General features: G+C 40.3%; 12 protein-coding genes. 6 read left to right on the forward strand and 6 right to left on the reverse strand.

All coding sequences use genetic code 11. The features are described from left to right. Window positions 1–12 precede the first annotated feature (12 nt). Together addB and addA are read left to right on the forward strand one after the other, a co-directional pair. The gene (addB, locus tag IRB43_RS14290) at window positions 13–3,507 is read left to right on the forward strand and encodes a helicase-exonuclease AddAB subunit AddB (protein ID WP_203364164.1); all 3,495 of its coding nucleotides are present in this window, start codon (window positions 13–15) and stop codon (window positions 3,505–3,507) included. Then, a complete protein-coding gene (gene addA / locus IRB43_RS14295) occupies window positions 3,494–7,231 on the forward strand; it encodes a helicase-exonuclease AddAB subunit AddA (RefSeq protein WP_203364165.1) in 3,738 nt (1,245 codons plus the stop codon). Before addB ends, addA begins: the two co-directional genes overlap by 14 nt. A 94-nt stretch (window positions 7,232–7,325) precedes the next feature. On the opposite strand, the gene IRB43_RS14300 is transcribed toward addA, so the two are convergent. Genes IRB43_RS14300 through IRB43_RS14325 form a run of 6 tightly spaced genes read right to left on the reverse strand, consistent with a single transcriptional unit; the run spans window position 7,326 to window position 9,167 of the window. Beyond that, the gene (locus IRB43_RS14300; RefSeq protein WP_203364166.1) at window positions 7,326–7,544 is read right to left on the reverse strand and encodes a spore germination protein; all 219 of its coding nucleotides are present in this window, start codon (window positions 7,542–7,544) and stop codon (window positions 7,326–7,328) included. Window positions 7,545–7,569: 25 nt separating this feature from the next. Next, window positions 7,570–7,926, reverse strand: a complete 357-nt coding sequence (locus tag IRB43_RS14305; protein WP_203364167.1) for a spore germination protein GerPE — start codon at window positions 7,924–7,926, stop codon at window positions 7,570–7,572. A 20-nt stretch (window positions 7,927–7,946) separates the two neighbouring features. Further along, window positions 7,947–8,099, reverse strand: a complete 153-nt coding sequence (locus IRB43_RS14310) for a spore gernimation protein GerPD (RefSeq protein ID WP_481748158.1) — start codon at window positions 8,097–8,099, stop codon at window positions 7,947–7,949. A gap of 20 nt (window positions 8,100–8,119) precedes the next feature. Further along, entirely contained in the window at window positions 8,120–8,686 is a 567-nt protein-coding gene (gene gerPC / locus IRB43_RS14315) for a spore germination protein GerPC (RefSeq protein WP_203364169.1), read from the reverse strand. A 27-nt stretch (window positions 8,687–8,713) separates the two neighbouring features. After that, entirely contained in the window at window positions 8,714–8,935 is a 222-nt protein-coding gene (locus IRB43_RS14320) for a spore germination protein GerPB (RefSeq protein ID WP_203364170.1), read from the reverse strand. Between the two features lie 10 nt (window positions 8,936–8,945). Then, on the reverse strand, window positions 8,946–9,167 hold the full coding sequence (locus IRB43_RS14325) for a spore germination protein (protein ID WP_203364171.1): 222 nt from the start codon (window positions 9,165–9,167) through the stop codon (window positions 8,946–8,948). 89 nt (window positions 9,168–9,256) lie between these two features. Here IRB43_RS14325 and IRB43_RS14330 point away from each other — a divergent pair, with 89 nt between their 5' ends. The 4 genes from IRB43_RS14330 (at window position 9,257) to IRB43_RS14345 (ending at window position 13,482) form a co-directional block, all read left to right on the forward strand. Continuing rightward, window positions 9,257–10,408, forward strand: a complete 1,152-nt coding sequence (locus tag IRB43_RS14330; RefSeq protein WP_203364172.1) for a DUF418 domain-containing protein — start codon at window positions 9,257–9,259, stop codon at window positions 10,406–10,408. A 23-nt stretch (window positions 10,409–10,431) separates the two neighbouring features. Beyond that, window positions 10,432–11,307 carry a fumarylacetoacetate hydrolase family protein gene (locus IRB43_RS14335; RefSeq protein WP_203364173.1) on the forward strand — a complete coding sequence of 292 codons (876 nt, stop codon included), beginning with the start codon at window positions 10,432–10,434 and terminating at the stop codon, window positions 11,305–11,307. A gap of 75 nt (window positions 11,308–11,382) precedes the next feature. Further along, window positions 11,383–11,745: a DUF1516 family protein gene (locus IRB43_RS14340; RefSeq protein WP_203364174.1), complete on the forward strand. Its 363-nt coding sequence runs from the start codon at window positions 11,383–11,385 to the stop codon at window positions 11,743–11,745. Between the two features lie 231 nt (window positions 11,746–11,976). Continuing rightward, a complete protein-coding gene (locus IRB43_RS14345) occupies window positions 11,977–13,482 on the forward strand; it encodes an alpha-amylase family glycosyl hydrolase (RefSeq protein ID WP_203364175.1) in 1,506 nt (501 codons plus the stop codon). Window positions 13,483–13,509 lie beyond the last annotated feature (27 nt).

Consider the following 13,509-nt stretch of genomic DNA (forward strand, 5'->3'; position numbering starts at 1 on the left):
GGAGGAGAAAGTATGGGGATTCAGTTCATCCTCGGTCGGTCTGGAACCGGAAAGACAGCTCGTATATTAGAGGAAATAAAGAGTCAAGTGAAAGAGCGACCGATAGGCGATCCAGTGATTTATCTTGTTCCGGAGCAAATGACATTTTTATCAGAATATGATTTAGCTGCTGATCCGGCGCTTGGTGGAGTGATGCGTGCTCAAGTGTACAGTTTTACTCGTCTCGCTTGGCGTGTATTGCAAGAGACAGGCGGAATGAGTCGCAAGCATATTTCAGCAGCTGGTTTAAACATACTGATTCGAAAAATTATTGAAGATCAAAAAGAAGAATTAACAATTTTTTCAAAAGCTGCAGATAAGAGTGGTTTTGTTAGTCATGTTGAAGCTATGCTTACGGAGTTTAAGCGCTATTGCGTTACACCGGAAACATTGAGTGAAACAAGGGAAGCAGTACAACAGCAAAAAGGCTCAAAAGCGTTAGCAGATAAACTTCATGATTTACAGATGATCTACAGTGAATTTGAGAAATCGTTAATGGGGAAATATCTCGATTCTGAAGATTATTTACGTTTATTAGCAGAAGCAGTTGCTTCGTCGGAGTATTTACAGACGGCAAATATATATATTGATGGTTTTCATAGTTTTACACCGCAAGAATATGAAGTTATTGGACAGCTCATGAAGCATGCGAAACGAGTGACCATTGCTTTAACCGTCGATCAAGCATTTCGAACAAGGCTTCCTGAGGATACACATTTATTTCGGCAAACAGGTGAAACGTATGTAACTCTTTATGAGCTAGCGAAACATAGCGGTGTGTCAATAGAAGAAGATCAGATTTTGGAAGCGTCAAGACGTTACCAAGAAAGAAGCCTTATTCATTTAGAGCAATATTTTGAGCATCGCCCTGTTGTGCCTTATCAAAATGCAACGTCGCTTTCCTTTTTAGAAGCGGCGAATCGGCGAGCTGAAATTGAGGGGATAGCTCGGGAAATACGAAAGCTGTCAAGAGAGGAAGGATATCGTTATAAGCAAATGGCGATTCTTGTCCGTAATGGTCATGAATATCAGCAACTGATTGAAACTGTTTTTCATGATTATAACCTTCCATTTTATATCGATAAAAAAAATCCAATGATTCATCATCCGGTCATTGAGTTAATTCGGGCGACATTAGAAATTGTTGCTAGTAATTGGCGGTATGAACCTGTCTTTCGAGCGGTGAAAACGGATTTGCTGTTCCCACTCAAAGGGAATTGGAATAAGCTGCGCGAACAAATGGACCGTTTGGAAAATTATGTATTAGCTTATGGCATCAGAGGAGATCGATGGACGAAAGAAGAACAGTGGAGCTATCGGCGCTATCGCGGGCTTGAGGGGATCAACCGTGTGCAAACAGACGAAGAACAGCGGATAGAAAGAGAGATTAATGAATTAAAGCGGCTTATTTCTAAACCGATTTCGCGATTAGCTCGTCGATTGAAACAAGCAAAGACGAGCAGAGCATTTTGTGAAGCGATATATCTGTATTTGGAGGAATTGGAGATTCCAAGAAAACTTGAAACATTGAGTATGGACGCACAAGACCGAGGGGATTTAATTACTGCGAGAGAGCATAGTCAAGCATGGAGCGCTGTGATCGAATTATTAGACCAGTATGTGGAAGTATTAGGCGAAGAAACGATGACAGTTAAGAAATTTGCAGCGACGATCGATGCTGGATTAGAAACACTTAAGTTTTCTAATGTTCCCGCTGCTGCCGATCAAGTGATGGTAGCTAATCTTGAACTTTCTAGGCTTGCTAATATCGATGTAGCTTTCATCGTTGGTGTGAATGATGGCGTATTGCCCGGAACGGTGAAAGAAGAAGGGGTATTAGCTGACGATGACCGCGAGCTGCTGCTTTCAAGAGGAATAAAACTTGCTCAAAGCAGTAAGACGAGACTCCTTGATGAAGAATTTATCGCTTATAAAGCCTTTACCACTCCATCAAGTCGGCTATATATTTCTTATCCAATCGCAGATGAAGAAGGAAAGGCACTGCAGCCCTCTCTGTTTATTAAGAGACTGAAGGAAATGTTTCCGAGCGCAGAAGAGAGAGTGCTTGTTAATGAACCGTCTGACCTGTCAGAGGAAGAAGGTTTACATTATGTATGTCATCCAAACCCAACACTATCCTATCTTACGACTCAGCTTCAACTGAAAAGATTAGGTTATCCGATGTACGATTATTGGTGGGATGTCTACAATTTTTATCTGGATACCCCAGAACAAAAAGAGAAAGTGAGCACAGTGCTGTCTAGTCTGTTTTATAAAAATAAAACAGAAGTATTAGATGAGCAGGTAAGTAAAAGTTTGTACGGTGAAGAAATACTTGCTAGTGTTTCACGGATGGAATTATTTAATAGTTGTCCGTTTTCTCATTTTGTCAATCACGGCCTGAAGTTGCGAGAGCGGGAAATGTACCGATTGCAGGCGCCGGATATTGGCGATTTATTTCATGGGGCGCTTAAATGGATTGCGGAGGAAATTGAAAAACGCGGATTGTACTGGGGGAAGTTGACGAAAGAGCAATGTTTACAATTAGCCAAAGAAGCGGTAGTTCACTTAGGTCCTCAGTTGCAAAATCAAATTTTATTAAGCTCGAATCGCCATCTCTATATCAGTCGTAAGCTCGAACAAATTATCGGCAGAGCTTCATATATTTTAAGTGGGCAAGCAAAAGTGAGCGGCTTTGCACCGGTTGGAATTGAACTTGGATTTGGACCGCAAGCTGAGCTGCCGCCGCTTTCCTTCACATTAAAGAACGGAACAAAGATGGCTTTGGCCGGAAGAATTGACCGGGTCGACCAAGCAAGGAATAACGAGGAAGTGTATTTACGGATTATTGATTATAAGTCGAGCGGTAGAGATTTAGATATGACAGAAGTGTATTACGGTTTTGCTCTGCAAATGCTAACGTATTTGGATATTGTGCTCACTTACTCGCAGCAACTTGTTGGCGAGAAGGCTCATCCAGCAGGAGTACTATACTTCCATGTTCATAATCCAATGGTTAACAGTAAAAAAGTGATGACGATTGAACAAATTGAAGAAGAGATCTTTAAAAGCTTTAAAATGAAAGGTCTTGTATTAGCAGAAGAAGAGGTAGTCCGCCTTATGGATACAAGCCTTGAAGGAGGAAATTCAAAAATTATTTCTGCTGGGATTAATAAATCTAACGGTAAGCTAGCAAAAAGTTCGAAAGTGGCTCATAGACAGCAGTTTGATGATATGCGCCAGCATGTTCGCAACATTTATCAACAGTCAGGGGACGACATTGTTGCCGGTAAGGTGGACATTGCCCCGTATCAATATAAAAAGCGGACACCTTGCGACTTTTGTTCGTATCGGCCGGTTTGTCAGTTCGATGAGATGATGGAAGAAAATCATTATCGTACGATTGTGCCGTACAAGAAAGAGGAAATTTTTCAAAAGATGAGTGAAAAGAGGGATGAACGTGACTAAGCAAGTGATTCCAAAAAAGCCAGCAGGTGCAACTTGGACAGATGATCAATGGAAGGCGATCACAGCAACAGGAACAGATATTTTAGTAGCTGCCGCTGCTGGTTCAGGAAAAACAGCCGTGCTTGTGGAACGAATCATTCGTAAAGTGTTAAATGAAGAAGAACCTGTCGATATTGATCAGCTGCTCGTGGTGACGTTTACGAATGCCGCTGCGGCTGAAATGAGACACCGGATTGGAGCAGCTCTAGAAAAAGCGATGGAATCTGATCCAACCTCTAAGCATTTGCGAAAACAGTTAAGCTTATTAAATAAAGCGTCGATCTCGACCTTGCATTCCTTCTGTCTAGAAGTGATTCGGAAATATTATTATTTAATGGATATCGATCCTTCTTTCCGAATTGCGGATGAAGCGGAAGGAGCGTTATTAAGGGATGAAGCGTTAGATGAGTTATTTGAAGAAGAATACGGAAAAGAAGAAAATGATGAATTCTATCAATTAGTAGATACGTTTTCTAGTGATAGAAGTGATGCGCAATTACAAATGATTGTCAATCGGCTCTATGATTTTGCTAAGTCTCATCCTCATCCAGAAGAATGGTTAAGCCGTTTACCACAGCTTTATGATGTGAATGAAGAGACGACAAACATTGATGACCTACCTTTTATGAAGGAATTGAAATTTGATATCGAGTTGCAGCTTGAAGGGGCGGAAGCGCTAGTAAATGAATTGTTAACAATAGCAAATATGCCGGGAGGGCCGTCTCCAAGAATGGTGAATTTTATGGATGATCAGCAAACCATCCATCGGCTCCGTAATGCCATTTCATCTTGGCACAACTTGTATGCAGAAATGCAAGTGGTGAAATTTTCAACATTGAAGACTTGCAAAGGAGAAGAATATGATCCTGAGCTTGTTGAGAAGTCTAAAGAGATTAGAAATGAGTTAAAGAAAATCATTACTTCTTTACAGGAAGATTATTTTTCTCGAAAGCCCGAAAGTTATTTGCGAGATATGAGAGAAATGAGGGATGTAATTGCTGCCCTTGCTCAGCTTGTGCAGCGATTTGCTGAGAAATTTCAAGCAATGAAACGGGAAAAGGGGCTTGTTGATTTTGGTGACTTAGAGCATTTTGCATTAGGTATTTTAACTGATCGCAACGAAGAGGAAGAATTCGTTCCTTCTGAAGCCGCCCTGTTTTATCAAAAGAAATTCAAAGAAGTACTGTTGGACGAGTATCAAGATGTGAACTTTGTGCAGGAGTCGATTATTCGTCTCGTTACATCGGGTACGGAAGAAGAAGGCAATTTATTTATGGTGGGGGACGTTAAACAAAGTATTTACCGTTTTCGCTTAGCGGAGCCGAATTTATTTTTAAGTAAATATAGACGGTTTTCCACAACAGGGGAAAGCAGCGGTTTGCGGATTGATTTAGCTAAGAACTTTCGCAGTCGTCGAGAAGTGCTAGATGGAACGAATTATTTATTTAAGCAAATCATGGGCGTGAAAGTCGGAGAAATTGAATATGATGCCCAAGCTGAACTTGTGAAGGGAGCGGATTATCCAGAAGAGCCTACTGTTCCTGTAGAAGTGACGATCATCGAGCAAACAGGAACAGCGGAGCAAGAGGATGAAGCCGGGCTTGAAGATGCGGAGCAATCTCAGTTAGAAGCAAGATGGATCGTACAAAAGATTAGAGAATTAGTTCAGTCGAGATATCCAGTATATGATCCGAAAACAAAAACAGAGCGTCCGATTCGATATCGCGACATCGTCATTTTGCTACGGTCAACGCCTTGGGCTGGAGAAATCATAGAAGAAGGCAGTCGGGCTGGGGTACCGATTTACGCGAAGCTTTCTGGAGGTTATTTTCAAGCGACAGAAGTGGTGATTATGCTGTCATTGCTGAAAATAATTGATAATCCGTATCAAGATATTCCGCTGGCTTCTGTGCTCCGTTCGCCGATTGTGAACTGTTCGGAAAATGATTTAGCGATCATCCGTTTAGCTTCTAAAAAGGGTGCCTATTATGAAGCGGTTCAAGCATTTGCTAGGAAAAAGCCAGCACCAGAACATGAAGCTCTTTATGAAAAAATCAGTAAGTTCCTGGAAAAACTATTGGGTTGGAGAACGATTAGTAGAAGCGGTGCTCTATCTTCACTCATTTGGCAATTATATCGAGATACTCATTTTTATGATTTCGCCGGCGGCATGCCTGGAGGAAAACAAAGGCAAGCGAATTTACGCGCTCTATATGACCGCGCAAAGCAATATGAAGAAACATCTTTTCGAGGATTGTTCCGCTTTTTACGCTTGATTGAACGAATTCAAGAGCGAGGCGATGACTTAGGAGAAGCGAAAGCATTAAGTGAACAAGAAGACGTCGTCCGTCTAATGACGATTCATGCAAGCAAGGGTTTAGAATTTCCTGTCGTGTTCGTTGCCGGACTTGGCCGCCAATTCAACTTAATGGATGTGCGTCAATCGTATTTATTTGATCAAGACTATGGAATTGCGGCTAAATATACGCATGTAGAAAAACGGATTAGCTATCCATCTTTGCCGCAGCTCGCTTTAAGACGAAAAAAACGGCTAGAATTGTTAGCGGAAGAAATGCGAGTCCTCTATGTCGCTTTAACAAGGGCAAAAGAGAAATTATTTTTGCTTGGCACGCAGAAAAATGTCGATAAAGTGTTAGCAAACTGGGAAAAAGGGTGGAGTAGCACAGACTGGTTATTAAGTGATGTGGACCGAGCGACAGCTGTGTCGTATTTTGATTGGATCGGCCCATCCCTCGTTAGGCACCGTGATTGGGCCATTAGTGAGGGACCCAATTTAGAACATCTGTCTGATATTTACGGTCACACTTCGAGATGGAAGGTCGAAATCGTTCCTCCAGAAAGTTTGCTCAAACAAGAGTTAGAAGATCATCAGCAGCAAATAGATTGGCAAACGACAGTAGAGAGCAGTGAACCGATCACTTCTTCCTCTAGGTATAAAGAGGAGATTATGAAACGCATGAGCTGGCAATATCCGAATCCAATGGCGACTAAATTGCGCTCAAAGCAGTCGGTGTCTGATTTAAAACGGATGAATGATATTTATAACGACAGGGCAGAAAATGAACTGGTGAAAAGCTTTCAGCGGCCTGTTTTCAGTCGCCCTGCCTTTATGCAGCAAAAGGCGCTTTCACCAGCAGAAATTGGGACGGCGGTGCATACTGTGATGCAGCATGTACCGTTAAATAAGCAGCCAACTGCGACAGATATTTCCTCTTTGTTAGAAAAATTAGTACAACGAGAGTTACTGACGAATGAACAGGCAGAAGTCATCGATCCAACAAGTATTGTGTCCTTCTTTGAGACCGAAGTGGGGCAAATGCTACTCACGGCCGATCATGTGTATCGTGAAACACCATTTAATATGGGAGTACAAGCTAGTGAATTACATGCTGAGTGGGATGGAGAGAATGAGGTTGTACTCGTTCAAGGGGTAATTGATTGTTTAATGGAAGTGAACGGTCAATTGTATTTGCTCGATTATAAAACCGATCAAATAACAGGTCGCTTCCCAGGGGGATTGGCTGAAGCTCGTCCGGTGCTGGAGGATCGTTATCGCTTGCAAATTGATTTATATGCGAAAGCAGTTGAACAAATTTGGAAACGAAAGATTGCCAGAAAGTATTTGTTCTTTTTTGATGGAGCTCATGCTCTTCAATTAGATTAACGAGGTCATAAAAAACTGCACCTCCAATTGTTAGGTGTGTCTAACAATTAGGGTGCAGTTCATAGATGGGGATGAAGCGGGGTCTTTTTAATTTTTACAAAGTGCCAACGATTGGTTGGTCGGCACCGGTACTATCAAAAACAGTATTCGTGCTTAAACAAGAGTAAGTGACGACGAAAGCTCCTGTATTCTCCGCTCCAGCACCCGCAACTGTTTTACCCGGGTTTTTTGGAGAAATAACTAATGTATCGCCGTAGTTAACGACCCCACCAGACACGGTGAAGATTTGTACAGGTCCAACGACAGCAGGCATAAAAACTCCACCTTTTGACTTTAATTTATTTTTTTACTTTCAATTTTCTTACATGTTGAATTCTACAATATCCAGTTGCTTCGTTAGCAGAACCAATGAGCACAACGGCAGAAGTAGATACACCAATAAGGTGAACATGGCCAATATGGATGAACGGATAGGCATGGATCGTAGAAGTGTTTTGTTGTTTTTTTTGACAGATCACTGTAGGAGGTGGCAACACGATACTCGGTTGTTGAGTGGTGTTGAGAAAGTCTTTGCTTGGTTCTTGAACTGCATAGACTGTCGAATAGGCTTGTGATTGATTAGTATCTCCAATTTCTAATATCGAGCTAAAAAAAACAGTGTTTACTAGTAAATGGTCGACAATAGATAGACGCATGATGATGTAGTGACCTACTATTAAAGTGGTACAAAAGGACTGATGATTAATGATTCAGGAGGTGTATCAAAAGATGAGTACAATGTGATCGTATCGGTATCGCCAATTTGAAAGTAGGAAGAACTGGAGACGGCAATAATGGAGATTTGCCCCACCTCTAATTCTCGATTCATAACTTGTAAATACAATATACTCACTCCATTTCTGGGATTTTACTAATAAACGATAGTAGAGCTTGTTGGATATCTTCTTTTATTTTCTCTAGCACTTTTTCTTCCACGATCTCAGGAGGTTCTTCTTTGCATTGATTTAAATAAAAACCTATTCTTTCAGGTAACTGCTTTGTAAGATCCTGTTTCATATGCTCTTTTATTTCAGGGTTGATTGATCGTTGTAATTGCCCTTCATATGTTTCAATCAATTGATCTAAGTTTTCATCAATAAAGCGATTGGAAGAATGTAATAGTTGCGGGAGTAATTGCTGACCAGATGGCACACTTTGCCCCTTTACATTTACCGCATAATCTTTAATGCCTGATAATTCGCTAGGACTTAAACCAATGTTTAAAGTGCCAGCTAGTGTTTCAACTTTTAATTGGTCAAAGGAATATTCAATTTTATCAACTGAAACAGGAGGGCGCTTTTTTACTTCAACCATCTCTTGTTGAAGTTTTTGTACTTTTTTCGTTAAAGCATCGATTTGCCTTTGCTGTTGCTGAATATACTGCCAAAGGTTTTGGATGTCTTGCAATTGGATCATAAAATCCCCTCCGTTCAAAAAAGAATATTACTGTGGAAGTGGAATGAGAAACGGTGGAGTTGGACTCGCTTCTACAGTGACAGTTTCGTCTGTTGCTGCAGGTGCTTGTTGAGTGAATCCACCTGTGTTTAATAAGTAAGACGATTGTTCCACTTGACCAGTTGTACCAATTTGGAGCATCGATGAATTGGTAATACTAGTGATGTTAATGAAACGAATATTAATGGTTTGAGAAATATGGATATTCATGAGCTACCTCCTAAAGAGAGCCGATAATACCTTGGTCGATTCCATCGATATCTAGCGTGTTTGTGCTAGATAAATTAGAAGATACGGTTAAACCAGGACCGGTATTAAATGAACCGGCTCCAGAAAAGGTTTTTGCTTGGGTGACGGGATGGATTTGGAAGACATCGCCGACATTAAAGACACCACCTGAAGAGACATTGATCACAGTTGCTGTTCCAACGAGTGCCGGCAAGATATTTCACATCCTCTTTCTTTATGTTTAATGATATGATATGTAAATGAATAAAAATTGTGAAAGTGGAAGGGAAGAAGTGTGTTTGTATGACAGCTGTAGAAGAAAGAGCCCGTATTCAATTGTTAGATAGTTTACGTGGTTTAGCATTGCTGGGAATTTTTTTAGTCAATATGATTGCTTTTCATTCCCCCTATCTGTACTACAATCCGTTTGAATGGTGGGATGCAGCCCAAGACTTTCAAAATTATCGCTGGATTGATATTTTTGTTCAAGCAAGTTTTTATCCGCTGTTTGCTATGATGTTTGGATTTGGAGTAGCGATGCAGCGGGAGAGTGCAATGAATCGAGGAATGTCGTATACTTTAATAGGAGTGCGTCGTTTTTCTTTTCTGTTGTTCATTGGAGTCATTCATGCGTTTTTCATTTGGTCAGGCGATATTTTAATGAATTATGCCATGTTGGGCTTTTTGCTATTACTGTTTTTGCATTTATCAGGAAAAGTACTAGTCTTCATTGGTAGTTTGTTATTGTTTATTCCTAATGTTTTTTTAGGAGTATTAATGTTATTAATGGCAAAAACAGATCCAACAGGTGTTGTGCTATGGACCGACATTATGGGTGTGAATGAGTCAATGGCTGCATATGGAAGCGGCAGTTTTATGGAGGTTAGTGTCCAGCGCTTGCAGGACTGGTTGGCGGTGAATGGACCGGACTCTGTATTTTTTCAATTGATTTCTATTTTTCCGCATTTATTAATTGGTGCTGGTGCGCAGAAATTGAAAGTGTTTGCTCGATGGAGTGATGAATCGAGATGGGCTATTATGACGTTTCTTTCTTTTTTTGTCACAGGAGCAGTATTAAAATCATTGCCGTATGTTGCTGAGCCGAATCTTGCTTATGTGTTCATTCAAGACTCCATTGGAGGACCGCTGTTAGCAATTAGTTATGCGGCATTGATCATTATCTTTGGCAAGTGGAAGTATTGTAAGCTAATAGGTAGGCCTTTCGCTGCGGTCGGTCGGATGTCGTTAACGAATTACTTATTGCAATCCGTCATCAGCACGTTGATTTTCTATCCTTATGGACTTGCTTTTTATGGACAAATTACATTAACAACAGGTGTTTGGCTCGTACTCGCTATTTTTGCCTTACAAGTGGTACTTTCGGAACTGTGGTTATCGAAGTTTAAAAGAGGTCCGGTGGAACACTTATGGCGTAAAGTTACCTATTTTAACTAAATAAAGAACAAGGGGGATTAATCATGAAATTTATTAGTTTTCGCGTAAATGGAAAAGAAACGTATGGGGTGTATGATGAAAAAGAACAGCTGGTTTTGGATTTAGTTGCCTTATCGGGTGAGCAATTGCCTGATACGCTCATTGAAGCGATTGATAAGGTGGAAAATTTACCGAGCGTGGCAGAGAAATACATGGCAGAGGCAGGCGTTGATGCAGTGGTAGCAGCGAGTGATATCGAGTGGTTGGCACCGATTCCACGTCCGTCGAAAAATGTAATGTGTATCGGTAAAAACTATCGGGATCATGCGATTGAAATGGGTGGAGAAGAGAGTATTCCAACTGATTTAATGGTGTTTACAAAAGCGCCAACAGCGGTCATTGGGTGCCAAGATACGATTCCTGCCTATTCTAATTTAACCGAAGCACTTGATTATGAAGGAGAATTAGGTGTGATTATCGGTAAGCGTGGAAAAGAAATTAATAAAGAAGATGCACTGGATTACATATTTGGCTACACGATCATTAATGATGTGACGGCTCGCGATATTCAAAAGCGACATAAGCAATTTTTCCTTGGCAAAAGCTTAGATGGCACTTGCCCGATGGGACCTTGGATTGTATCTGCTGATGAGGTTGAAGATCCGCATCAATTAAATATTGAGACGAAGGTCAACGGAGAAATCCGTCAGCAATCAAATACCCAATATTTTATTTTCCCGATTGATGAAATCATTTCCACACTTTCTAAGGGAATGACACTAGAGCCGGGAGATGTGATCGCGACAGGAACTCCAGCTGGTGTCGGTTTTGGTATGAATCCACCTAAATTATTGAAAGCTGGCGATACAGTGGAAATTACAATTGAAAAGGTTGGTACTTTACAGAATAATGTTCGCTAAATAAGGAGCCTTTACTTTTCTTCTAAATCCGGAACGTGTTACTATGAAGAAGGTGAGAAAGGAGGGGGAGCAAACGTGGAAGCTTTATTCTTTAACAGTACCCATTTACATATTACGACATGGGTGATTGCTATCATCTTGTTTTTTATCGCACTTGGAAAAACTTCAACAGGTGCGCATATGGGATTAAGATTGTTTTATATCCTTGTGTTAGGAACAGGCTTATTGCTGTTCATCAGACATCATTCGATTAATGATATGCTGTATGGCATGAAGATGCTTGCAGGTATCTTGACGATCGGTTTAATGGAAATGGTATTAGTGCGCAAGAAAAAAGGCAAAGAAACAAGTAAGTTATTAATTGGAGCAATTTTGCTGCTAATTATTACTCTTTACTTAGGCTTTAAATTGCCGATGGGACTGAACTTCTTAGCCTAGTATGTTTGAAAGCCTAGCTGCTTTGCTATTCAGCAAAACAGCTAGGCTTTTTTGTAGATTAATGGGAGCGTGAGTGTTTCTTCAACCTTCACTAGCCTTTCTCTGACTTTATGACATCTTTCTTTGATATTTGTATTTTTGTTGAATTTTCTTGGTTGTGATTTGACGTAATGTCCACAAACGCGTAATCTTAAAGGCGGTACGATCATTTACATATGGGGGGAAGCGGAAGTGAAAAGAAGACTATGCTCGCTTATACTGTTGCCGTTTCTTCTTTTATACGCCTTTCCTGTTAGTGCGGCAGAAAAAGAAGAACGAAAATGGCAAGACGAAACCATGTATTATTTAATGGTGGATCGCTTTAATAATGGTGATAATCAAAACAACCAAGAAGTGAATAATAATGATCCTTCGGCCTACCAGGGTGGTGATTTCACCGGAATAACTGGAAGAATAAATCATATAACCGACATGGGATTTACAACGATTATTTTAAGTCCTATCTTTCAAAATGAAAAAGGCGGCTATCATGGTTATTGGACAACCGATTTTTATCAAACAAATAAGCAATTTGGAACGATGAAAGAGCTGAAAAAGTTAGTCAATGAAGCACATGAGCGTGACTTAAAGGTGCTGATTGATCTTCCATTGACTCGTGTAAGCGCGACTCACTCGTGGACAAAAGATGCGAAAAAGGCAGATTGGTTCACGAATAAACGCGAGATGGCGCCAGAAAAATGGCTCGGAGAAATGGCTGCGCTCAATTTAGAAAATAAGGATGTAACAAAAGAACTGATTAAAGTAGCGAATTATTGGAGCGAGCAGGCAAAAATTGATGGATATTATTTAAGTGATGCGACAGAAGCGCCAGTTGCCTTCTGGAAAGATTTTTCTAAAGGGGTAAATAAAGATATTTACTTGCTTGGTGAAAGCAATAACAAGGATATGACTGTTAGTGAGCTAGCAACATATCAAAAAGCGGGCTTAGATGGAATGATGAATAGGCCTATAATGTCTCCGTTACGTGAACAATTCAAAAATGTGAATCAAAATTCTAGTGAAGCTCCGAATCTGTTAAAAGAAGTAGAAACGACATGGAAGACACCGGAATTAGCTGCTCATTATTTAGACACGAATAAGACGACAAGGTTTACTCGCGATATTGTTCAGGAAAATATGTTTCCAGGTACTCGTTGGAAACTGGCTTTAACATACCTTTATACAATTCCAGGCACGCCAATTGTGTATTATGGATCAGAAATTGCTCTTGATGGAGGAGAAGGGGTAGACAATCATGGTCTCATGAACTTTAGAATCGATAAAGATCTGATCGATTATATGAAGAAAATTGGTGATCTGCGTCAGCAATTGCCTGCTTTAACACGGGGATCATATGAACCGTTGTATGAGAAAAATGGCATGGTTGTTTTTAAAAGAGAGTATCAAGATGAAACATTAGTTGTGGCGATCAATAACACAGATGAAACACAAAAAGTCAGGATTTCAGCAAAGGAATTTTCCAATGATAAAGAGCTGCGCGGTCTTTTAAATGATAACTTATCTCGAGCAGAAAACGATGAGTTTACGATTATTTTGGATCGAGAACAGTCAGACATATTTGTTGTAGCTGAAAAGTCCGGAATCAATGTTTCCTTTATTGCGGCATTAGCTGCTGTATATATTATTTTTATGGTGTTTATTTATTTTGTTTGGAAACGTGGAAAAGCATCAAGATAAGTAAAAAAGCTTCGAAATCAGTGCTGA

Source organism: Bacillus sp. REN10 (assembly GCF_016820555.1).
Lineage (GTDB): Bacteria > Bacillota > Bacilli > Bacillales > Domibacillaceae > Bacillus_CE.